Raw genomic sequence first — 22,624 nt, 5'->3', positions numbered from 1 at the left:
ATACAGTTTGATTTATGCACAAAAAAAGAGGCCGCTCTCCAGGTTTATTCAACCTGTCGAGACAGCCTCTTCGAATATCAGTTAGAACGTTGCAAGAATGATGACCAACAGAATATACAGTACCAGCACAATAGCTGTATTAGAGTATCCAACTCCTGACATGGCGACTCCTCCTTCCTGCCCGATTCATTGATCTAGGTTGTTACCTGATATATCCTATGTCGGGCAGGGCAGATGGGTATGGACGTTTGTCTAGTTGATCGGAAGAAAAGGGGTTAACTCGCCTTGGTAGAACACATCCAGATGATGCAGCGCACGCGTGCAAGCTGTGTAAAACAGCTTGCGCTCCTTCGCCTCCGCGTAGACGGCAGCTCCGGCGTCGTAGAGAATAACAGCGTCGAACTCGAGCCCTTTGGCGAGGTACGCCGGTAAAATCATGACGCCCGCTTCATAGTGCAGCGTCTCTTTGGTAATCCGCGCGAGGCCCGGCAGCAGCGGCTTGAGCAGCGCGTGCGCGGACTTCGTCTCGCGCTCGGTCTTGCAGATGATCGCGATGGAGCTTGCGCCGCCATCGCGCCGGGCGCGAGCCGCCTCCGCCACGAGGCGGCTCAGCTCGGTCTCATCCGCCGCGCGCCGCAGGCGCGGGGACTCGCCGCTACGGCTGAACGGCTCGATCGGCTCGCCGCCCGGCAGCACGCTGCTTGCGAAATCGACGATTTCGCGCGTGGAGCGGTAGCTCTTGACGAGACGGATCGTCTCCGTCTCCTCTTCCTTCATCAGCTCGCTGATCGAGCTGTATTCGCTCTTGCCTTCCGCAGCGCTCGCCTGAGCATTCGCGTGCGTGAAGATCCCTTGATTCCAATCGCCGAGCAGCGTAAATCGTGCTCGGGGGAATAGCTTCTTCAAGTAGGCATAGTGAAACGGCGAGTAGTCCTGCGCTTCATCCACAAGGCAATACCGGATGGTTCCAACGCGCAGTTGGCCCTCCACAAGCCCCTTCAGGTAGACAAGCGGAGTTGCATCCTCATAGTGCAGCGTCCCCTCAGCCAGCGCCGCGGAAGTGAAAGCGCTGATCGCTTCCCACTCAGCAGGCAATACCTGCCCTGATTGCTTCATGAGCTCCTGATGCAGCTCTGTATCCGTGTATAGATCCTTGTACATGCCAAGGACATCGACATAAGCAAGCTTTCGCGTTTTTTCTTTGAGCGGCCCAATAGCTTTGTGAGCTTTGATCTTGCTCATCTTTTTCATTTCCGGTTCGCTGCCCAGATATTTGGGTTCACGCACCATTTTCCGGTAGAACCGTTTCTGCGCATCGGCTTGAATCGCATCCAGCTTCTCCAGCATCCATTCGGATAGCTGTTCCATACGTTCCCCTAAGGCTAGGATGGAATCCTTCGCATAGAAACGTTCGTTCAGTTCTTCCGCTGTAATTAATACCTTCTTGCCTACGGACAGATCAAGAAAGCGAAGCCCTCCATGCTTGAACTTCTCGCCATAGGCTTCAATTACGCTGAGGAAAGCGGCTGATGTTTTGTACTGGATACTTTGCAGCCGTGTAGCATAAGCGGGATCCTGCTCCGTTCCTGTCAGAACAAACTCCAACTGGTCGTATGGATCTTCGAGCTGCAAGCCCGTATCACTTAATTTATGGGTCAAATAGTCCTGAAATGTCGTCTGCTGCATCGTCGCTTCGCCCAGTTCTGGAAGAACGTGCGAAACGTAGTCGCTGAACAGCGAGTTCGGCGAGAACAGAATCATATTATCCGCGCTGAGCGTCGTCCGATATTTGTAGAGCAAATACGCGATGCGCTGCAGGGCGACAGAGGTTTTACCACTGCCGGCAGCCCCTTGCACGACCAACACCTTGTGCCGATCATCGCGAATGATCTGGTTCTGCTCACGCTGAATCGTCGTGACGATACTGTGCATCTTCTCATCCGCGCTGCGGCTGAGCATCTGCTGAAGCATCTCATCGCCGATAGAGATCCCCGTATCGAACACATCCTGCAGAACGCCGGCTTTGATAATGTATTGGCGCTTGAGCATCAGCTCGCCGCTGACATCCATTTCCGGCGTCCGATACGTCGCAGGGCCCGGCGGATAGTCATAAAACAAACTCGCGATAGGCGCGCGCCAGTCATAGATCAGTATTTCATCCGTTTTGGCATCGATGAAAGAGGTCAACCCGATGTATATCTTCTCGCGCTCTTGCTCGCTGCGCTCCTTGAAGTCGATGCGGCTGAAATACGGCGCATCCACGACGCGCTGCAGCTTCCGCAGCGCATCCTGCGCTAAGCGGTAGCTGCGCTCTTGGCCTTGCAGGACGTGCTCCTGCTGGGCCATACTCGCCGCTGTCTCGATCAGATCATCATCATTGTCGGCATTGACGGATATATCGTCCCAGAAGCTGCGGCCAATCGCCGTCGCCTCGGAGCGGCGCTGATCCACCGTCTCCCCCAAATCGATAATCCGCTGTTGGATCTGGGCTCGAACAGAGGCAACGCGCTGCGCTTCCTTCTCCCGTTGTTCCTTTTCTATCGCCATAAGAACTCACTCCTGACTATTTATATACGCCATGAATCACCTCTTCGAACTCAGGCTCTTCCATATGTACATCATCCATTTCGCCCCAATTGCTAACGATTCGCAGAACATCCATGGCCTTGAGCTCCTGCCGGTTGCAGGCAATGGTCAGCCTATTCGCCTCTTGCTCTACAATTTGAAAGGGCAGCTCCCAACTTGAAGGCACCTGAATTTCGCCTCGATAAGTCACTTTCATCATCGTGGGCAGCCCGATGCGGTCGCGCAATTCCTGAATGGAACCATCATACCCGATTTGACCATGATTAATCACGATGACCCTTTTGCATAGCTGCTCGATGTCATCCATGTCATGGGTGGTCAACAGAATCGTTTTGCCGAATTCGCGATTCAATGTATGAAGAAACCCCCGAATATTCCGTTTGGCCACGACATCCAAGCCAATCGTTGGCTCATCCAGAAACAGAATATCCGGATCATGCAGCATGGAAGCGGCTAGATCAGCTCGCATCCGCTGACCAAGCGAAAGCTTGCGAACAGGCGTATCCAGCAGTTCCTGCAGCTCAAGCAGTTCGGTTAATTCCCCTAATCGGCGGCGGGCAACGCTCTCATCCACCCGATACATCGCCGTCAGAATCTCGTAGGAATCCTTCACAGGCAAATCCCACCATAGCTGGCTTCTCTGGCCAAACACAACGCCTAGCTGGGCTACGACGCGTCTCCGATGTTTTTGCGGGCTATATCCATGAATCAGCACCTCGCCCGAAGTCGGATGCAGGATGCCGGTTAGCATTTTGATCGTCGTCGACTTCCCGGCACCATTAGGTCCAATATACCCGACGAACTCGCCAGATTCAATCTCGAAGCTGACATCGCGCACAGCTTCTTTCTCTTTGTAGGCTCGTGAGAACAGCGTTCTTAGACCTGCAAACTTGCCTTCTTTCACCAGCGGGGTCTGAAAAGTTTTGCGTAAGTGTTTAACGGTTATCATAATCCACTCGTCCCCTCCTTAACTGCCTGTGCTTTGATAGCGGGATAATCCCAACTTCCAGAACCGAATCGCAAGCCACAGGGAAACCGCGGCCACCGCCGCCGTACCGAGCAGCATGCCGATACCGCCTTGGTGTCTTAGGACATATAATGTCGGGATATAATTAACGAAGCCAACCGGAACCACCAGCAATAACGCGCCCTGCAGCCATTTGGGATAGAGGGATAACGGATACCTGGCAGCTGTTTGCGACGCGTCCTCGGTCATATTTTGCAGGGATTCAATGCGCGTCAGCCAGAAGCCCGCAGCCGCTGTCGCCAGTCCGATGGCGAATAAAATAATCGCGCCCGAGATGATCATTAACCCCGTTAATGGAATCACAAGCCAACCAATTTGACCGCTTGCTAGGAGAGCCTGTATCGCAATGTAGAGAAGAATCAGTCCCTGCCCGATTTCGGCAATTAAGACTTGTGAATTCTGGGTCATTAAAGCCAGCAAAACAGGAACGGGTCGGATTAACAGCGCATCCAGGTCCCCTGAAACGAGATACTTTTCCAAATGATGCACATCCGAAGCCAACGTGCGGTAAATCGCCCTGGAGATCATCATGACCCCATATAAGTAGCAGACTTCATACAGGGTCCACCCCTTGATATTGCCAAAACGCATCATGACCAGCGCAACCATCAGAAATTCGCAGATATGCACACAAGAGGCCATGGCCGTAGAGAAAAAGAAATTAAATTTGTACTGCATCCGGCTGCGCAAACTCGCCTTGATGAGGAGCATATACAGTTTGACCGAGATCATCCGCCCTGCACCTCCAATTTCCTGCGTACACCTTGGGTAACGGCCAAACAGACGCAAGTAAACCCGATGCTCCATAGGAGAGCGCCGAGCACAACGGTTCCATGTTCAAGCTGTAAATAGATACGAGTCGGATAATAGAGCAAATACGGATATGGTGTATAAAAGCTGATCGTGCGAAGCCAGGATGGCAGCCATTCCAGCGGAATGAAAAATCCGGACAGCAGCATGCTGAAAGAATAATTCACCCAATAAAACCAACGGGACTCCGTGGTCCAGAGAGCGGCAACACCAATCAAATAATTCATGCAAATGGAGATATAGGCGGCCAAGATCAGAGCAACGACTGTCCAGCCATAAACGAGAACTTGCTTAGGAAGCTGTAAAGAGAAGATGAAATAATAGAGGGCATAAATCGGGATAAATTTGTAGAGAAATTGATAATAGATTTGGCCCCATTCTCGACTCATCGTCTGATAGAACAGGTGTACAGGCCTCATCAGATCGATAGCGATTTGACCCGTCCGCACAGATTGTTCAAGCCCGAGCCCTTTCGTTGTGAACTGTGTAATCCACAGAATCGCTTGATTAAAGGCAATATAACCGACAATCCCTTTGGCGCCATACTGACCTAGTGATGCATCACTGCCCAGTCCCGTCCAAATGCTGGCATAAATAAAACCGAATACCGCGCTCACTGCATTATGCAGCAGATGTGAACCGCGATACTGCAAATTCCTTGCATACGCCTTGCGCGCCAAAACCGCGAAAAGCATAAAACACCTCCTCCGTTTTTACAGGCAATCATGGATGTTTCCTTGCAGCCGCTGCGTAGAGACAGGAGTTCTATATTACCAAAAATCCCCTAACAATAGCAATGATTATTTTTCGCGCGCAAAAAATCCCCATCTCGTCGCAAACGACAACGAAACAGGGACTTCTACTACTGTGCACTTACAGGTTTGGCTTCCGAGGGCGTACTGCTTCCCCCTTCGGCTCGAAGCGCAGAATCGGGGTCGTTGAACTCCGCATTATAGCTGGCTTGAACCGACTTCGACAAATATTCGTGATCGATATAGGAGGCCAGATACTGCTTGCCGAAGAGTAAATCGTATTGGACATTCCTATAATCCTCTAACAAAGACTTCGTAGAATCGGGTACCTTGGTATGAAGGCTCTGATCGGCGTCCACCACCAGATTACTCAACAAACCTGGCACTTGGGCAGCCAACTGGGCATTCAAAGCAAAGTTCGCCGGCTTCGTCATTTGCAGCATATCCAGCACACGTGCGCCCAAGAAAGAATCGCTTAGCAGCGGAATATCTTGCTTCGGCTGATCAAAATTCGACCACATGACGAGCGGGATACTATGCATCTTCTTCACTTCTTCCAGCGACCACTCGCTGGGATTGCTGCTTTGAATAAATCCTGCTTCTTTATAAACTTGATAATCCAGTCCAAGCATTGGCAAATGATCCCCATAAAAGACTATCATCGTTGGCTCGCTGGAATCCTTGTAATGATCAATCAGCATTTGCAAGCTTTGATCGGCATCATGTGCGCCTTGCGTGTAGGTTTCCAGAATGCTTTTGGCAGCAGGCGTCAGGTTGCCCTCTGCTTTAAATTGATTTTCGCCGTATCGCGGATCATCATAGGGGCCATGATTCTGCATCGTGACCGTATAAATAAACATCGGATCTGGCGTTTTATCTACTTCATCAATAATCGATCTGGCAACCTCTGCATCCGAAATAAAGTACCCTTTGGTCTCCGGATTCTCGAAATGCTCACTGCTCTTGAAGGACTGGAATCCCAGATCCTTATACACCGTATTCCGATTCCAGAACCAACCCTCGTAAGAGTGAATCCCCATGCTTTTGTAGCCTTGGTCGGCAAAGTAACTCGCCAAACTCGGCACTGGCTTAGAGACATATTGTTGGTATGGAATGGAGCCGCCAGGCAGCAAACTCATGGAATTACCGGTCAAAACTTCAAATTCTACGTTGCTGGTACCGCCCCCGAATTGTGGGGACAGCAGGTAACCTGAAGTGGACTCTTTTTGCAACCGATGGATCGTTGGAAGCGGATCTTCGCTAAACTTGACGTTCGGCAACAAAGTCGGGTCCCAGAACGCTTCGCTCATAACGAAGATAACGTTCGGCTTCTTCCCGTTCAAGGAGTCCGCACTGATGGAAGCTTTGGACGCTTGTTGCACGCTTCCTGTTGGTTGTTCCAAACTTGCAGCAACTGCTGCGATCGACTGATCGCTATACGTCTCGGGCTTAGGAACGATGGAATTTTTGACATTCAGTGTAAAAGCCAGCGCTAAACCGTTATTGGCGTAGTTTTCTTGCTGATTCCACACAATTTCGTTGACTCCCGCGTGATCAAGTATTTTACCAGCCAGCGGCGTCTTCACCCCGAACGCGTACAAGGCATAGAGCGAAAACAACCCCAAACCGATTCGACTAATCACCGGCAAGGTGACGCGCGGTAAAACCCAACGAAGCAGCAGGACAACGATCACGGCTGCCGCCACGACGCTGATTCGCAGCAAAGCGGCTTTTCCCGTAACGAGCGAAGCGATATCCATACTTTCTTTATTGAGCAATATGTCCCATGGGAAGAAAGGCTCCCCAATCATTTTCACCTTCATATACGAAATTAAAGCCACAAGCCCAAGCAGCAGCGTCGTAATGGACCCTGAAATTGCCAAAGAACCTACGAAAGAAAATACCAAAGCCAATAAACAGAAAGACAGTCCCACATTTAAGAAGTAAAAAGCTTGGTTAGACACGATCCATTGGATTGTATTTGTGAAAGAGCCGCGTTCCAAGAGCTCCATACCTGCTACGGATATTAATGGCAAACCAATCATGAACAGCAGAAACGAAATCGTCGCTCCCAGACGGGCTGGTCTCGTCTTCTTCGTTCTTTTCGGAAGACGGTTCCGGGGCTTCAAATTCAAGTGCATCTTACATCACTCTCCTCTTGCCCCTAATTGTATACACGAATTGTGAAGAAAATATGTAGCCCACCTTAAAGGGTACTTAATTTACATATTTTACCATTGTTTTAATTCTGCTAACCAGGCTGCAAGCGCCTTTAACTCATCCTCTTTGAGTGCAACTTGGAACGGAGGCATTCCGCCGCCGCCTTTTTGAATGCGTTTAATGATCTCTTCTTCCGTCAATCGTTCTCCGACTTTTTGAATATTCGGCCCTTGTGCGCCCTGTAATTGATTACCGTGACAAGAAATGCAGAAATTTTGATAAATCTTGGGACCATCGGCTTTTACTGCTGCCACCTGTGTGTCATTCGGTTTACTAGGCTTACTCCCGCAAGCGGATAAACTGAGAATCAAAACCAGCAATCCAAGCATCCATCTCATTGTCATATGCGCGAACCCCTCAATCATGTATTTCTCTCATCATACCAGAGCGCAGATTGAAAAATAAAGGAATTCACAGCTTATACATCTTATACATCAGTATCGTGAACTTACGAATAGGAGCGCTATATGTTCGTTTTCTTCGCTAATTCTTGTCCTTATTATGTTGTTTTATGAAACGATTTATCGGATCAGACATTTGGAAAAAATCGCCTGTCCCATAAGGCCAATTCAATTCGTTAAATAGTCAAAGAAGCCGTTTTCGCGTCAATAAGCATCATACAGTTCGTTGGCAAAGACCAATTGATTTTGAGAGGCTCAACTCAACGTTCTCTCGCTCTAAGCGTGCTGCCGCATCGCTAACAAAATAGCTACTCTACCTATCAGCAACTCTCACCTTGAACAAAAATAAGACACGGCAGAGCCGCGGCTCTAACCATGTCTTACTGCTATATGTTTAAAGCAATTTTAAGCGGATAACATTCCATGAGGCTTTGCCGAGTGTGCCTTGAATTTGACCATTTGCCGAAACTGTCGCATTGCCGCCTGTATGAGGCTTCACACGATCTTGTGCATCTACGGTATTCGCAGCTTTCAAATCGTCATTCTCTAGCACGATATGTTCAATGACGCGGCAGCCTCCGAAACTGCGCAGATCCAATTCCAGCGGGAGCGCTTCCTCCAAATGACGGTTTACCGCGAAGATCGTCACTTCGGATTTCTCCTCATTATGAACGGCTACAGCTTCCAGATGAGGCACATCCGTGTAGTCTTTGGCATCGTACTTGGACGATTTAATCAAAGGAACTAGAACGGTTCCGCGCCCGAACACACTTGCATGCATGTAAGGATAATAGATTGTTTGCTTCCAGGCTGCTCCGCCATTCGCCGTCATGATTGGCGCGATAACATTGACGAGCTGTGCCAAGCAGGCCATTTTCACACGATCCGCACGCTTCAACATCGAGATTAGCATACAGCCCACCAAGAGCGCATCTTCATGATTATAAATATCTTCCAGCTGTGGCGGCGCGATGGACCATGGCTCGATCTTGCTGTCGGCTTCATTGGAGTGATACCACACATTCCACTCGTCGAAGGAAAGGTTGATCTTCTTCTTCCCGCGCTTCTTCGCTTGAATGTAATCGGCTGTCGAAATTACTGTATGAATAAAACGATCCATACCCATCGATTGGGCCAGGAAATTCGCTGTATTTTTATCCCGATTGCCATAATATTGATGCAAGGAGATGTAATCGACGTGATCGTAGGTATGATCGAGAACAGTCGCTTCCCATTCCGGGAATGTTGCCATTGTTAAGCTGGAGCTGCCACAGGCCACAAGCTCAATGGATGGATCGACCCATTTCATCACTTTGGCTGTTTCACATGCTGTCCGACCATATTCTACGGCAGTTTTGCTGCCGGTTTGCCAAGGGCCGTCCATCTCATTGCCTAGACACCATGTTTTGATATTATGCGGTACTTTATACCCATGAGAAATCCGCAAGTCGCTCCAGTAAGTACCGCCTGTAATATTGGCATACTCGATAATATCTCTGGCTTCGTCCGGCCCGCGAGTTCCCAGATTAACAGCCATCATCGCGTCGGTATTCGCTTTCCGGCACCAATCCATGAATTCGTTCAGCCCTATCAAGTTAGGCTCGATCGTGCGCCATGCCAGGTCAAGCCTCTTCTTCCGCTGCTCGATCGGCCCAATGCCGTCTTCCCAGTTGTAACCAGATACGAAATTCCCACCTGGATAACGAACAATCGGCACGTCCAGGCCTTTCACCAGTTCCAGAACATCGGCACGAAAGCCTTGCTCATCCGCTTGTGGATGGCCTGGCTCGTAAATCCCTCCATACACGGCGCGTCCCAAATGCTCGATAAAAGAGCCATAAATTCGAGAATCCACTTCACCGATAACAAAATCTTTGTCAATAATCATGCTTGCTTGGATAGACATTGCTTTCACCCCATCGTATAATTAATAAAAATATAAATTGGTTAATGAAATTATTACGTTATTAATTTCTATTAAACAATAAAAAAAGTTCAAATTCAAGCTTTTCATTTCGCCCAATTTGAATTAATATTTTCATTAATTAGTACGAATCTAATTATGAGGAGTTTTGACGATGATCCACGCAACAACAGACCACAAATGGCTGCCGCTCTATGAAGCATTGGCTAGCGACGTGAGGCTCAGGATACTTGATTTGCTTGGTGAGAAACAAATGAATGTGAAAGACTTGGCCCAAACCTTGGGCCTCAGCAGCGCCATCCTTACGATGCATGTGAAAAAGTTAGAAGCTGGCGGACTCATTCACACCCAACTCGTCCGCAAACAAGGCGGCACACACAAAATGTGTACCTTAGCGGTAGGCAGTATCGACATTACACTCCCACAGTTTATCGAACAGAAGCGAGCCTTCGACGAAGTGTCTATTCCTATCGGGCACTATACTCGCTTTGACATTCAGCCAACCTGCGGGCTGGCAACTGCTGAGCACGTCATCGGCCAATACGATGATCCACGCTTTTTCTTCGAGCCTGAGCGCATGCATGCCAAGATTCTCTGGTTCGGCAGCGGCTTCGTGGAGTATAGCATTCCGAATTATGTGCTGCCCAGCCAGACGTTGGAGGAAATCGAAATCTCCTTGGAAATCGGCTCCGAAGCTCCAGGTATCGCCGAGAACTGGCCCTCTGACATTCACTTCTATGTGAATGATACCCTGCTTGGCTTCTGGACAAGTCCCGGCGACTCGGGACAGGGCCGCGGTCAACTCACCCCTGCGTGGTGGGCGGATTCCATCAACCAATACGGCTGGTTGAAGGTGATTCGGATCACCGAGCAAGGGACATTCCTGGACGGACAGCCGCTATCGCCAGTCACGATCAAGGATATTCGCATGTCCCGCAACGAGTGGACACTGCGCCTTGAAGTGCCGGTGACTGCCGAGCATGTCGGAGGATTGACCTTGTACGGGGAAGGCTTCGGCAACTACAACCGGGATATTATGTTCCGCACGTACCGCAGGTAGGGCGTGTGGGCTGCACGCAAGGCCATCTTCCGCAGCCGCCTAAGCGTGCAAGCCCATTCCCTCTTGCCTGACGTTCTCAAGCCCTGCGCCGCTCGCCTTCCGTGCCTCAGCCTGCCGCAAATACTTCTTCTGCCGCCACCGGATGATGACCAGAATACCCCGCAAATACTCGTCGCAGATCATCGCGACATAGATGCCCGCCAAGCCCCAGCCCAAATGCAAACCGAGATAATAGGAAAGTCCTGCGGCTAATCCCCACATGGAGATCAGCGAAATCACCATATTGAACCTCGTATCCCCGATCGCGCTCAAGGCGTTGCCAAACCCCATGTTGAGCATCTTCCCCGGCTGCAGAACCAAAGTCAGCCCCAGACAAGACATCCCAAGCTGCACAATACCCGCATCGGACGTAAAGAAACTGAGAAAACTTTTGAACGTGAAAAAAAGAATCAGACTGTTGAATCCTACTAATCCCATGCCGATCCAGGTGCCGCGATAACCGCTTCGATACGCTTCTTTGATATTCCCGGATCCGTACAGATGGGCAATCTGAATTTGTACAGCCAAGGCAATCGAAAAACCCAACATAAAACAGATCGATTCGAGCGTATTCAAATACGTCCTCGTTGCCAGCTCTCTTGCCCCCAAAGTTGCCAAAATGGTGTAAATCGTTAACTGCGACAATACCCAGGAGGACATGTTGATGCCCATCGGCCAACCAATTTTCAGGATCGCCCCGAACAGCTTGCGGTTAAAAACCAGTAAATCTCCCCAAGAGATTCTCCGCTCGAAAGCGGTAACGAACATAAACAGCAGCAAACAAGTCGCCAGCAATCGGCTCACTAACGTCGATATCGCTACACCGGTCAACCCCAATTGGGGGAAGCCCAGCTCGCCGTATATAAATCCATAGTTAAACACAATATGAATCACATTCATGCCAATCGCCGTAATCATCGGCCCTTTGGTATTCCCTGTATTGCGAATGATCGTGCTCAGCGCAGCTGTCAGTGCCGTTAGAACCATCCCGCTTCCGACAATCGAAATGTAGGTTTGGGCCAATGGAAGCAGCCTCTCCTCCAATTGAAACAGCCTTGCCAGTGGCAGCGCTTCTTGATACAGGATCATGCTAAGCACAACCCCGATTGCTGCGCTCACGGTAACAGCCATGATCGCAACCGTACGGGCAGCTTCCTGCTGCTTGGCGCCTATTTTCTGCGCTATCAAAATCCCCGCGCCGCTGGCCACCGTCATAAATAAAATCATCATGGCTTGAAACACTTGATTCGCCAAGCCCACAACAGCAACCGCATCATCCGACACACGGCTTACCATCAGGGTATCTACCACGCCCAATAGTAGTTGCAGCAGTAATTCGACGAAAATCGGCCACGCCAAAAGCCATAATGTGAACTTATTTTTCTCTGTCTGCATGATATGCCACCATCCGATTCCAGTCTCTCTTTTTATGAAAATGAAACTTTGTTGCCTGCTCAAATTATAGATGCTATAGTGGGTTCCATGTATCAGCATTGCAACTTAAACTTTCAAAATTCCAACTTCTATACGAAGAAGTGAACAGGTGATTCAGATGGCCTTGATAGAAATGACAATCCCGCCTTTTCCGCATTACATTACTAGCGGTTTCAATACCATCCCTAAGAACGCCAAGCATCCCAGCAGAAGTCATATTGAGGTTTTCGATCTCCTGATTACCACCTCCGGGTGCCTCTTTCTGGCGGAAGAGGAGCAGCGGTTTGAGGTTGCTCCTGGTCAAGCCCTCATTCTAAGACCGGACTGCTACCATTTTGCAACCCAAGTATGCGCGGAGGATACCTCGACGTATTGGATGCACTTCCACGCTGGAGGTCACTGGAACATGGTTGATAACACGCTTCCGGCCTTGCCGCTTGAAGATCCCTCTCCCGTCTTCATCAAGCCATTCTCGGTCGAGCCATTTACCATTCGAATCCCGCAGTATACGACCCTTTTGCAGCCTGAGAAGACGTATGAATTGTTCGAACAGCTCCATCAACTGCAGCCGCGCGCGCATGTGAGCGGTGCCCGATTTGCTCAGCAGCAGTTGTTTCATGAATTGATGCTCCAACTATCCGTTTCTGCGACAAAGGAACAACTCTCACCTTCGCTGGCCTGCGCGGAGAAAGCTGCTTCCTATTTGCGTCAGCATTACCGAGAGACGGTTTCCGCCAAAGCGCTTGGCGATCATGTGAACTTCCATCCCGTGTACATCGCTCGCTGCATGCAAAGAGAATACGGCTGCTCGCCGACGGAATACCTGCTCCGCCTGCGCATCCAGCAGGCCAAGCTGCTGCTGCTTCAAACCGACCTTCCGGTTGCTCATGTTGGAGAAGAAGTCGGCTTCGAGCAGCCTGCCTATTTTGCTACTTGTTTCACCCGCCTGGAAGGCATTTCTCCGCGCAAGTACAGGCAGCGTTTCGCCAGAGATTAGCTTGAGCGACAGTACTCAGTGGCATATATACAACAGCTGAGCAATACAGTTAACGTATATGACGTGAGAGGGAGTTGAGCTTGATTATGGAAGAACAACAAACCGCACCTGTCCTTAGCGTGAAGAATTGGATGTTAACGATCCTGCTGCTCGCGATTCCAATTGTGAACATTATCTTATTATTCGTATGGGCATTCAGCAGCGGGGAGAATCCGAACAAAGCCAATTATGCCAAGGCCAGCCTAATCTGGGCCGCTATCGGGATTGTGCTTTATATTCTTTTTGCTGTGATCATTTTTGGTACCGTGATGTCCTCGATCAATTCGTTTTAGTTAATAACAAATGAAGCTGCTCTCCCAGGCGCGGTACAAACCGCCGGGAAGCGGCTTTTTTTACTTTCACCCGCCAATCCAAATAGTCCTTTCACGAAATATGATATACTGGGAAAAAATGATAAGTAGCATTCATCACAAAATTCAACCCTACTTGGAGGTTAACAATGAAACACGAAATCCTGTATAAAGGTGCTTTTCCCATGCTGAAAGTACAGCTTGAACAAGGAGAGAACATCAAAGCTGAGGCAGGGGCCATGGTTTCCATGTCGCCTAATGTGGAGCTCAAAGGAACGGTCGATGGCGGTATTATGCGAGGTTTGGGCCGAATGCTCAGCGGCGAGAAGTTCTTTTTTCAAGAACTAACCCCTTCCAGAGGACCAGGAGAGGTTTTGCTCGCGCCAGCTGTAATCGGCGACATTGAGGCCGTCGAACTGGATGGATCGTACAAGCTTTTCGTGCAAAAAGACGGCTTCCTCGCCGGCACCTCCGGCATCCAGGTCAATACCAAGATGCAGAATCTGATGAGCGGCTTTATGTCGGGCGAAGGCTTTTTCATCGTGGAAATTAGCGGAAAAGGCACCGTCTTCCTATCGTCCTACGGGGCAATTCATGCCATTAACCTTTCACCAGGTGAAGAGGTCGTCATTGATAATGGGCATCTGGTCGCTTGGCCGGATTATACCCACTACACCATCGAAAAAGCGGCCAAAGGCTGGCTATCCAGCGTTACGAGCGGAGAAGGCGTAGTCTGCCGATTCCGTGGGGAAGGTGTCGTACTGATTCAAACACGCAATCCCAAAAGTTTCGGTGGCTGGTTAAAGCAGTTTATTCCGGGTGGACGTTAAAAAGGCCATGATTTCGCCGCCCTGAGAGATAAGCCTCTTATTTGGGACAAATCTTAGCTAGAAGGGAACTACAAGGCGCTATTTTGGCAAATAGCAGGGATACGAGGGTCGTAGCGGAACTACAGGGTCTTATTTCTACGAAAAGCGCTGAATTTTCCTATAAAAGACAAAATAGCGGACTGTAGTTCCCTCTCGGTCGCGATCATCCACTTTTTGCTAGAATAGCGGACTGTAGTTCCCATTCCTCCGCGTCACTCCAAAAACATATATGAAGAACCTAGCCTGAGGCCTGCGGCTAGGTTCTTTTCATTTCTTGTTGGGATTGTTTGCCTCTTGATAAGAAGCTCCGGGGTTGAAGTTAATGCTCCGCCCAGCTCGCAAGATAAGTTTGCTGTTCCGCCGTTAGTCTGTCGATTTCAATACCAAGCGAGTCCAGCTTATAGAGCGCTACCTGTTCGTCCAACTCGAACGGTACATTTATGACTTTACTGCCGAGACTTTGATAATGCTCGTTCACATATTTCAACGACATTGCTTGCAGGGCAAAAGTCATATCCATGATTTCTGCCGGATGACCGTCGCCCGCCGCTAAGTTAACGAGCCGCCCTTCTGCAAGTAAATAGACGCAGCGACCGTCGATGAACGTATACTCCTCGATGTTTTTCCTGACAGTCCGTTGCGAAACGGCGATGTCTTCGAGATCCTTCACATTGACTTCCACATCAAAATGGCCCGCATTCGTAAGAATGGCTCCGTCCTTCATCAGAAAATAATGCTTACCGCATATGACATCCTTATTACCGGTAACCGTGACGAAAATATCGCCGATTGGGGCCGCTGCTTGCATAGGCATAACCTCAAAACCGTCCATGTACGCCTCAACGGCTTTGATCGAGTCCGTTTCCGTGACCACGACTTTCGCCCCCAAGCCTTTGGCACGCATGGCTACGCCTTTGCCGCACCAGCCATAGCCTGCCACGACGACGACTTTACCAGCTACGACTAGATTAGTCGTCCGATTAATCCCGTCCCACACCGATTGCCCCGTACCGTACCTGTTGTCAAACAAATATTTGCAGAACGCGTCGTTCACCGCAATCATCGGGAATTCGAGCCGATCTTCCTTTTCCATCGCCTTCAAACGCCATATCCCTGTTGTCGTTTCCTCAGCCCCGCCGCGTACCTTCCCTAACAAATCGCGTCGTTCGGTATGCAGAATGCCTACCAAATCCCCGCCGTCGTCAATAATCAAATCCGGCTCTGTTTCGATTGTATCGATCAGCATCTGTTTATACTCCAGCGGATCCGGATTATATTTGGCATAGACGGTAATGCCGTCACTAACGAGCGCTGCGCAAACATCATCTTGGGTAGATAAAGGGTTGCTGCCTGTAATCGTCACTTGTGCACCGCCTGCTTGAATGACCTTCGCAAGATAAGCCGTCTTCGCCTCCAAGTGAAGCGATATGGCGACTTTCAATCCTTTAAAAGGCTGTTCGATGACGAATCGTTCCTTAATTCGACTCAGAACAGGCATATGCGCGCACGCCCATTCGATTTTAAGCCGGCCTTCTTCCGCCAATGCGATATCCCGGATTTTACTGCGTTCCTTGGCATTCGAATTCATATTAACTCCTCGCTCCCCTTGTACTTCGTTATTTGTTCCGCTTTCGGCAGCTCGATAAAAAAGGTGAAATGCCCGTTCGCATGCTTCAGACCTATTCTTCCTCCGTGCAGCTCGACGATATAGTTCGCAATCGATAGACCGAGTCCTGCACCCGAAGGCACGTCGCGATCACGCCTGGATGGCTCTGCCTTATAAAAACGCTCGAACAAAAGCTTTTCCTGCTCCTTGGTAATCGGACTTCCCCAATTTTCAACCGCAAGCACAACAAGATGATCGCGCTCGGCAAGTCGAACCGTGATTTCACCTGGCTTCAAGGAGAACTTGAGGGCATTCATGAGCAGGTTATCGATCGCCCGTACCAGCCTTTCAACATCCACATGGGCAAATAGGGACTGTTGTTCCCAATCCTTCCTGATCGCAAGGGAGAGCTCCTGCGCGATCGGCTCGAACTCGATGATAATTTGCTCCAGAAGGCTGTTGAGGTCGATCACCTGGAAGGAAAGATTGGCATCTCCGCTGGTAAGACGAGTATACTCGAACAGATCGTCGATCAGCTTTTTCATTTGCTGGGTCTTGTTAAAGGCATTATGGATGTACCGTTTGTGTTCGTCCAGATCCTGGTAATCGTCATTTTTGAGCAGGTTCAAATAGCCGATGATGCTCGTCAAAGGCGTGCGCAAATCATGAGATACGTGCGTGATCAGCTCCATCTTTGATGTCTCGATCTGGCGCTCTCTCTTCATCATGCTCTGAAGCTGCTCAGCCATGTAATTGATGTTCTGCGCGACTTCCCCAAGCTCATCTTGGCCCGGCAGGGGCACCCGGTAATTGAGATCCCCATTCGCGATCGCCATGAGGCCGTCGGCAAGAGTTCTCACTTTCCTGACGATAGGACGCATCAGAAAGAAAAAGATAAGTAAAAAGAAAAATAAGAACGAGAGGAAAGACAAGGCTGCGTTAGCAAAGGAAAGAGCCTCACTTTCACTCTTCATGACGATAATCTGCGGCAAAATAAAATTCAAAAAATCATTGATGAGGGACGTTCCGAAAAAAGCAGCGACCAGGCTAAATAGAAGCGATCCGAGCAAGCGCAGCCTAATGCTCTTCTTCCAGTTCAAGAGGGAAAGGAAGTCTCTATTCAACTTTATATCCCACTCCCCAAACCGTTTTGATAAATCGCGGTTCACGCGGATTATCTTCGATTTTCTCGCGAATGTTGCGCACGTGGACCATCACGGTATTGTCAGACAAAAATTTATCTTCTTTCCAAACGCTCCTATAAATTTGTTCTACATTGAATACCTGTCCACGATGGCTGGCAAGCAGTTCCAAAATAGAAAACTCGATTGGTGTAAGTAGCGCCTCTCTGCCGTGCACCGTCACAAGATGCTTGTTTATGTGAATAACCAGGTCGTCGATCTCCACTATGTTCCTATCGGAAGCTTTGGCCTGAGTTTCGGCCGCGCCGGTAAATGTTTGCCTGCGCAGCTGCGCCTTGACTCTTGCGACCAGCTCCAGCGGGTTAAACGGCTTCGCCATGTAGTCGTCCGCCCCGGTCGTAAGCCCCGTTATTTTGTCGATATCCTCGCTTTTTGCGGAGAGCATGATAATCGGAATTTTCGTCATCTCTCTAATCTTGAAGCAAGCTCTAATCCCATCCATATTCGGCATCATGACGTCCAGAATGATCAAATCGATCGATTCGCGGTGCAGCAGCTCAAGTGCTTGAACGCCGTCCTCCGATTCAAAAACGCGGTAGCCTTCATTTTTCAAGTAAATACGAATGACGTCGCGAATTTCCGGATCATCGTCTGCAATGAGCACACTTATTGTCAAGCTGGATCACTCCCAGGTTTGTTATTTTCAGATAAGCCAACACGGCTAAGAGCACGAAAGGCAGCCAGAGCAAGCGTAAACCGTGTTCGTAAAATAGGGTGCCGACTTCCCGTGCATGATCGCCCACTTAGCGTCCAGTCCTATTGCAAAGCTACCATATTTTTGAACGAGCGTCTCCGAAAAACATAAATTTTTTCCCATTTTTTTCTTGCGGCTCAATCTCATCACCCGAATACGTTAGAATGAACACAGCCATTCATAGTTCATGAAAGCGAGCCTCCTTCGATGGTTTACGGTTACTAAAACGTACAAGCTTTAGGGTGAAAACAAGCGCTTCGGACAATAAAATAGCCCCGGCAACGTCAAGAATCGCATGCTGTTTCACGAACAAAGTGGAGATGATGATGCTCCATGCGGCTATGACAATCGCCGTTCGCGCTTTTCGCTCAAAGCTGCAGCGATAAGATGCTTTCAGCACGATGTAGCTGGTCAGGACATGAATGCTCGGGAAGCAGTTGAACGGCTTATCGGTCGCATAAACGAGTTTCACAAGCCCGATTAGCCAGCTGTCGTCAATTAGGGGCGGTCTGGGTACGGTCGTTTGATACGTTGCATAAATAAGGTAACAGGAGATAAGCCCTGCGCACAAGGCAATCAAGCTGCGGTAGTAGACGGCTCTATCCTTCAGAAACATGACGATCAACATGCCGAAGATGAACGGATACCAGATCAAGTAGGGAATAATAAATACGGGAATAAAAGGGATCAGATTATCTAAATCAGTCATCAGATTACCGACATCGCCGCTGCCGTTATTCAGACGACCATAGAATACGTTCAAAACCGGAATCGAAAACAGCCAAAGAAGCGGAAGATATGTGCCAAGCTTCGATTGGATGTTGTTGGCGTCGGTTTTTTCCGCGCCCATCAAGATACTCCCCTTTTGCGGCAGACGTATACGAAAGCAGGCGGAACGTTGAGAGGGACAAAATGAACGCGCTCGATGTCAAATCGCTGGCTGAGCTGCTTCCGCATCTGCTGCGAATACTGGAAGGCGATGAATAAGCCGCCTGGCTTCAGCGTCGTTTCGATCTGGTTCATTAATTGCTCACGCAGAGCCGGCGGAAAATTAAAAAACGGGAGGCCGCTCAAGATGCAATCTAGCTCATCGATTCCTTCTCTCCGTAAGGCAGACTGCATGCTGCAAGCGTCGGCATAGCAGGCAAAGTCCCGAAACCTGGCGGACAATTGACTGCGCAGCTGCTGGTCTTTTTCAAATACGAGTACTTTGGCCTCTTTATGCAGAACCTGTGCCAGATGTCTGGTAATGGCGCCAGTGCCGCCTCCGAGCTCGGCAACGCTCCTAACTTGATTCCATTGAACGGGCTCGAGCATTTTTTTGGCCAGAAACACAGAGCTCGGCGTGACACTCCCGATCTGGCTCGGCGCACGCATGAATTTATACAGAAATAACAGCTGCTCTTGCATCGCTCTAATCATGGGAAAAACTCTCCTCTCGTTACCATTCGATGCCTTTATCGTAACGAAATATTCTGCAGAATATGCGAAGGAAAAAGTAAAGGAATTCTGAAGAAATTTTGAAGTAATAGCCAGTAGAGGCTCCCCGTGGACACTCCTGTAATAAGAAAACCAGCTTCGCCGGCCTGAGAGATCCGCCTCTGATTTGGGACAAATCTTAGAAGGGAACTACAAGGCGCTATTTTGGCAAATAGCAGGAATACGAGGGTAGTAGCGGAACTACAGGACCTTATTTCCACGAAAAGCGCTGAATTTTCCACCAAACAGCAAAATAGCGAACTGTAGTTCCCTATACCTCGCGATAATGACTCTTATGGCTAGAATAGCGAACTGTAGTTCCCTTACCTCCTCGCGAGGCAGCTGGAGTAACTCTTCGTTCACTCCAACCCTATATCTTCAAAAAGGGCCTACCCCTTAGTCATCCATGACTAAGAGATAGGCCCTTCTTTTCTATTCAACTACACCCGCTCATAAAGAAAATCCACAATATGGACAGCTTGCATCGGCGAACCAGGGGCATGTTTATCAATGCCCAGCTTCATTTGCAGCAAACAACCAGGGTTGCTGGTCACGATGTAATGGGCATCCGTAGCTTTGGCGTGATCCATCTTGTGGTCGAGAATCGTGTTCGCCATATCCGGCTGAGTCAAATTGTAAATGCCGGCGGATCCGCAGCAGGACCCCGCATCTTTCATCTCGACGAAAGTCGCGCCAGGCATCTGCTTAAGCAATTTGCGTGGGGACTCCCCGGCTTTCATTACATTGCGCAAATGGCAGGAATCCTGATACGTGATACGAACGCCAGGCCCTTCTGTGAAGGTGAGCGGGCGACCTTTTTCCAACAAAATTGTACTGATGTCCTTCACCCTGCTCGCAAACCACTTCGCCTGCTCCTGCCACTGGGCATCGTCATGCAGCAAATGATCATACTCAACCAGAATCGCGCCGCATCCGCCTGCATTCGACACAATATAATCCACACCCGCTTCCTGAAAAGCGCGAATATTATGGCGAGCCAATTGCTTAGCCTGATCCATCTCTCCGCTATGAGCGTGAAGGGCGCCGCAGCAGTTCTGGGCTTCCGGGATCACCACATCGAATCCGGCTTTGGCCAGCAGCTGTACGGTTTTACGGTTAGTTTCCGTAAACAATACGTCCATTAAGCATCCGCGGAACATGCCGACGGTACCTATTTTCTCCCCAATCGCAGGAACTCGGGTTCCTAGTTGATCCACAACGCCCTTCCCAGCCGCTTCGGGCAAAACGTTTTCCAACGCGGACATCTGCTTGGAAAATAGACCAACGACGCCAGTTTTTCGTGCGAGAGTTTGGGCGCCTGACTTTTGATAAAATCTAAGCCCCTTGCCTAGCAGCTTCATGCGATTCTGATGAGGGAACAGCTGGCCAAAAACGACCTTGCGCACACCTTTTACCCAAGTTCGGTGCTGTGTGGTGTGATCCTCGATGGCATCCCTCGCCTGTTCAATCAATTGACCATATTTGACGTCCGCTGGACACGCTGGTTCACACGCTCTACAACCTAGACAATGGCCCATTTGCTCCTCGAATCGAACATTCGGTTCCATAATTCCGTCAACCGCAGCTTTCATCAAAGAGATTCGTCCACGCGGGGATTCCGCTTCCACACCGGTTTCCTTGAAGGTTGGACAAGCCGGCAAACAGAAACCGCAGCGCATGCAGTTCGTTAGCTGATCATAATCCAGCTTCAATCTCAGTGATTCCTGGAGCGACTTAGCCGTAGCATTAGACATGGTCAATCACCACCCTGCGTCTGGACTCTTTGGCAAACATTTTACCCGGATTGAGGATGTTCAAAGGGTCGAAGCCCTGTTTAATATTCATCATGATGGCGATCCCTGCGCTTCCAACTTTCCATTCCAGGAATGGCGCTTTAACGAGCCCGACGCCGTGCTCTCCCGTAATCGTACCGCCAAAACGTATCGCTTCTTCAAAAATTTCCTCAAAAGCGGCCTCAACGCGCTCGATCTCATCATGATTTCTGGCGTCCGTAGTCGCTGTCGGGTGCAAATTGCCATCCCCGGCATGGCCAAAAGTGCATATCTGCACGTCATACTTCTTCGCAATGCGATTAATCTGCTGCACCATTTCGGCGATTTTGGAACGTGGTACAGTCGCATCTTCCAAAATTGTCGTGGGACGAAGCCGAGCCAGCGCCGTGAAAGCACTTCGCCTAGCTGTAAGCAGCTTCAGCGCTTCTTCTTGATTGCTGGCGATGCTGATTTGATCCGCATGCTCTTCCTGGCAAATTTCCGAGATTCGGGCAATATCCCGCTCCACCGTTTCGAACTCGCCATCTTGCTCAATGAGCAGAATAGCCTCCATGTCGAGTGGCAGCCCCAGCTTCGCGAAGTCGTTCACCACACGAATCGTCGGATTATCCATGAATTCCAGCGTGGCAGGAATGATCCGATTCTCAATAATCGCAGATACCGTGCGTGCCGCTCCGTACATATCTTTGAACATCGCGAGCATAGTTTTCTTATGCTTAGGAGGAGGGATGAGCTTCAACGTTGCTTCGGTAATAACCGCAAGGGTTCCTTCCGAACCGACCAGCAGCTTCGTCAAATCATAACCCGCTACGTCTTTCATCAATTTGCCGCCCGTACGCATAATCTCCCCAGAAGCCAGCACGCACTCCAGTCCGATGACGTAATCTTTGGTAGTCCCGTATTTCAACCCGCGCAAGCCTCCGGAACACTCGGCAATATTGCCGCCAATCGTAGAGATCGCCATGCTGCTCGGGTCAGGTGGGTAAAAAAGTCCCAAACCCTCAATATGCTCAATAAATGTCTTCGTAATTATTCCTGGCTGCACAGTCGCGGTTAAATTCTGCATGTCCACTTCAAGTATGGCATTCATCCGATGCATGACCATCACGATGCCGCCTTGTACGGGAACGGTGCCTCCGCATAGATTCGTCCCGGAACCTCGGCTGATCAGCGGGATCTGATGCTCGCTCATAACTTTCATAATGGCCGATACCTGGGCCGTATTTTGCGGATAAATAACCCCTTCAGGCAGCTGTTGCAGCATAGGGGTCCCATCGTAGGAATGTGTGACAAGCGTTTCAATATCATCTTTAAAATAGGCGTCGCCTACGATACCACGAAGTTTAGCTTTCACTTGGTTTTCAAGCATGATACATGCCTC

Annotated in this window: 19 protein-coding genes; 4 read left to right on the top strand and 15 right to left on the bottom strand. The window is 49.6% G+C overall.

Features of this window, described 5'->3' with window-relative positions; translation table 11 throughout:
* Positions 1-252: 252 nt before the first annotated feature.
* From helD to arfA, 7 genes are all read right to left on the bottom strand, one after another.
* Positions 253-2,547, bottom strand: coding sequence for an RNA polymerase recycling motor HelD (gene helD / locus IEY34_RS20755; RefSeq protein ID WP_308423037.1), 2,295 nt, complete (start codon positions 2,545-2,547; stop codon positions 253-255).
* A gap of 16 nt (positions 2,548-2,563) precedes the next feature.
* Entirely contained in the window at positions 2,564-3,535 is a 972-nt protein-coding gene (locus tag IEY34_RS20750) for an ABC transporter ATP-binding protein (protein ID WP_189014693.1), read from the bottom strand.
* A gap of 18 nt (positions 3,536-3,553) precedes the next feature.
* Positions 3,554-4,345, bottom strand: coding sequence for an ABC transporter permease (locus tag IEY34_RS20745; protein ID WP_189014685.1), 792 nt, complete (start codon positions 4,343-4,345; stop codon positions 3,554-3,556).
* On the bottom strand, positions 4,342-5,118 hold the full coding sequence (locus IEY34_RS20740) for an ABC transporter permease (protein ID WP_189014683.1): 777 nt from the start codon (positions 5,116-5,118) through the stop codon (positions 4,342-4,344). Before IEY34_RS20740 ends, IEY34_RS20745 begins: the two co-directional genes overlap by 4 nt.
* A 167-nt stretch (positions 5,119-5,285) precedes the next feature.
* The gene (locus IEY34_RS20735; protein ID WP_189014681.1) at positions 5,286-7,316 is read right to left on the bottom strand and encodes an LTA synthase family protein; all 2,031 of its coding nucleotides are present in this window, start codon (positions 7,314-7,316) and stop codon (positions 5,286-5,288) included.
* A 90-nt stretch (positions 7,317-7,406) separates the two neighbouring features.
* Positions 7,407-7,739: a c-type cytochrome gene (locus IEY34_RS20730; RefSeq protein ID WP_308423036.1), complete on the bottom strand. Its 333-nt coding sequence runs from the start codon at positions 7,737-7,739 to the stop codon at positions 7,407-7,409.
* A gap of 451 nt (positions 7,740-8,190) precedes the next feature.
* Positions 8,191-9,702: an arabinosylfuranosidase ArfA gene (gene arfA / locus IEY34_RS20725; protein ID WP_189014677.1), complete on the bottom strand. Its 1,512-nt coding sequence runs from the start codon at positions 9,700-9,702 to the stop codon at positions 8,191-8,193.
* 172 nt (positions 9,703-9,874) lie between these two features.
* Here arfA and IEY34_RS20720 point away from each other — a divergent pair, with 172 nt between their 5' ends.
* Positions 9,875-10,780, top strand: a complete 906-nt coding sequence (locus tag IEY34_RS20720) for an ArsR/SmtB family transcription factor (RefSeq protein ID WP_189014676.1) — start codon at positions 9,875-9,877, stop codon at positions 10,778-10,780.
* A gap of 39 nt (positions 10,781-10,819) precedes the next feature.
* Here IEY34_RS20720 and IEY34_RS20715 read toward each other — a convergent pair whose 3' ends face one another.
* Complete coding sequence (locus tag IEY34_RS20715) at positions 10,820-12,214, bottom strand: MATE family efflux transporter (protein ID WP_189014674.1); 1,395 nt, start codon at positions 12,212-12,214, stop codon at positions 10,820-10,822.
* 157 nt (positions 12,215-12,371) lie between these two features.
* On the opposite strand from IEY34_RS20715, the gene IEY34_RS20710 reads away from it, so the two are divergent.
* The 3 genes from IEY34_RS20710 to IEY34_RS20700 all read left to right on the top strand — a co-directional run bounded on the left by IEY34_RS20710 (position 12,372) and on the right by IEY34_RS20700 (position 14,430).
* Complete coding sequence (locus IEY34_RS20710) at positions 12,372-13,250, top strand: helix-turn-helix transcriptional regulator (RefSeq protein WP_189014672.1); 879 nt, start codon at positions 12,372-12,374, stop codon at positions 13,248-13,250.
* 86 nt (positions 13,251-13,336) lie between these two features.
* Entirely contained in the window at positions 13,337-13,582 is a 246-nt protein-coding gene (locus tag IEY34_RS20705) for a hypothetical protein (RefSeq protein ID WP_189014670.1), read from the top strand.
* Between the two features lie 167 nt (positions 13,583-13,749).
* Positions 13,750-14,430, top strand: a complete 681-nt coding sequence (locus IEY34_RS20700; protein WP_189014668.1) for a TIGR00266 family protein — start codon at positions 13,750-13,752, stop codon at positions 14,428-14,430.
* A 358-nt stretch (positions 14,431-14,788) separates the two neighbouring features.
* Here the strand turns inward: IEY34_RS20700 and IEY34_RS20695 are convergent, their stop codons facing one another.
* From IEY34_RS20695 to IEY34_RS20665, 7 genes are all read right to left on the bottom strand, one after another.
* Positions 14,789-16,057: an adenosylhomocysteinase gene (locus tag IEY34_RS20695; protein WP_189014666.1), complete on the bottom strand. Its 1,269-nt coding sequence runs from the start codon at positions 16,055-16,057 to the stop codon at positions 14,789-14,791.
* A complete protein-coding gene (locus IEY34_RS20690) occupies positions 16,054-17,199 on the bottom strand; it encodes a sensor histidine kinase (RefSeq protein ID WP_189014664.1) in 1,146 nt (381 codons plus the stop codon). Before IEY34_RS20690 ends, IEY34_RS20695 begins: the two co-directional genes overlap by 4 nt.
* On the bottom strand, positions 17,192-17,893 hold the full coding sequence (locus tag IEY34_RS20685) for a response regulator transcription factor (RefSeq protein ID WP_189014662.1): 702 nt from the start codon (positions 17,891-17,893) through the stop codon (positions 17,192-17,194). The genes IEY34_RS20690 and IEY34_RS20685 overlap by 8 nt, the downstream gene beginning before the upstream one ends.
* A 256-nt stretch (positions 17,894-18,149) precedes the next feature.
* Complete coding sequence (locus tag IEY34_RS20680; protein ID WP_189014661.1) at positions 18,150-18,821, bottom strand: phosphatase PAP2 family protein; 672 nt, start codon at positions 18,819-18,821, stop codon at positions 18,150-18,152.
* Positions 18,821-19,393, bottom strand: a complete 573-nt coding sequence (locus IEY34_RS20675) for a class I SAM-dependent methyltransferase (RefSeq protein WP_189014660.1) — start codon at positions 19,391-19,393, stop codon at positions 18,821-18,823. The genes IEY34_RS20680 and IEY34_RS20675 overlap by 1 nt, the downstream gene beginning before the upstream one ends.
* Positions 19,394-19,890: 497 nt before the next feature.
* On the bottom strand, positions 19,891-21,204 hold the full coding sequence (locus IEY34_RS20670) for a (Fe-S)-binding protein (protein WP_189014659.1): 1,314 nt from the start codon (positions 21,202-21,204) through the stop codon (positions 19,891-19,893).
* Entirely contained in the window at positions 21,197-22,612 is a 1,416-nt protein-coding gene (locus IEY34_RS20665; RefSeq protein WP_189014658.1) for an FAD-linked oxidase C-terminal domain-containing protein, read from the bottom strand. Before IEY34_RS20665 ends, IEY34_RS20670 begins: the two co-directional genes overlap by 8 nt.
* Positions 22,613-22,624: the final 12 nt, after the last annotated feature.

The organism is Paenibacillus marchantiophytorum (assembly GCF_014640555.1).
Lineage (GTDB): Bacteria > Bacillota > Bacilli > Paenibacillales > NBRC-103111 > Paenibacillus_E > Paenibacillus_E marchantiophytorum.
Note: the sequence above shows the minus strand (reverse complement) of the source record. Positions and strands in the feature narration are given on the sequence as shown.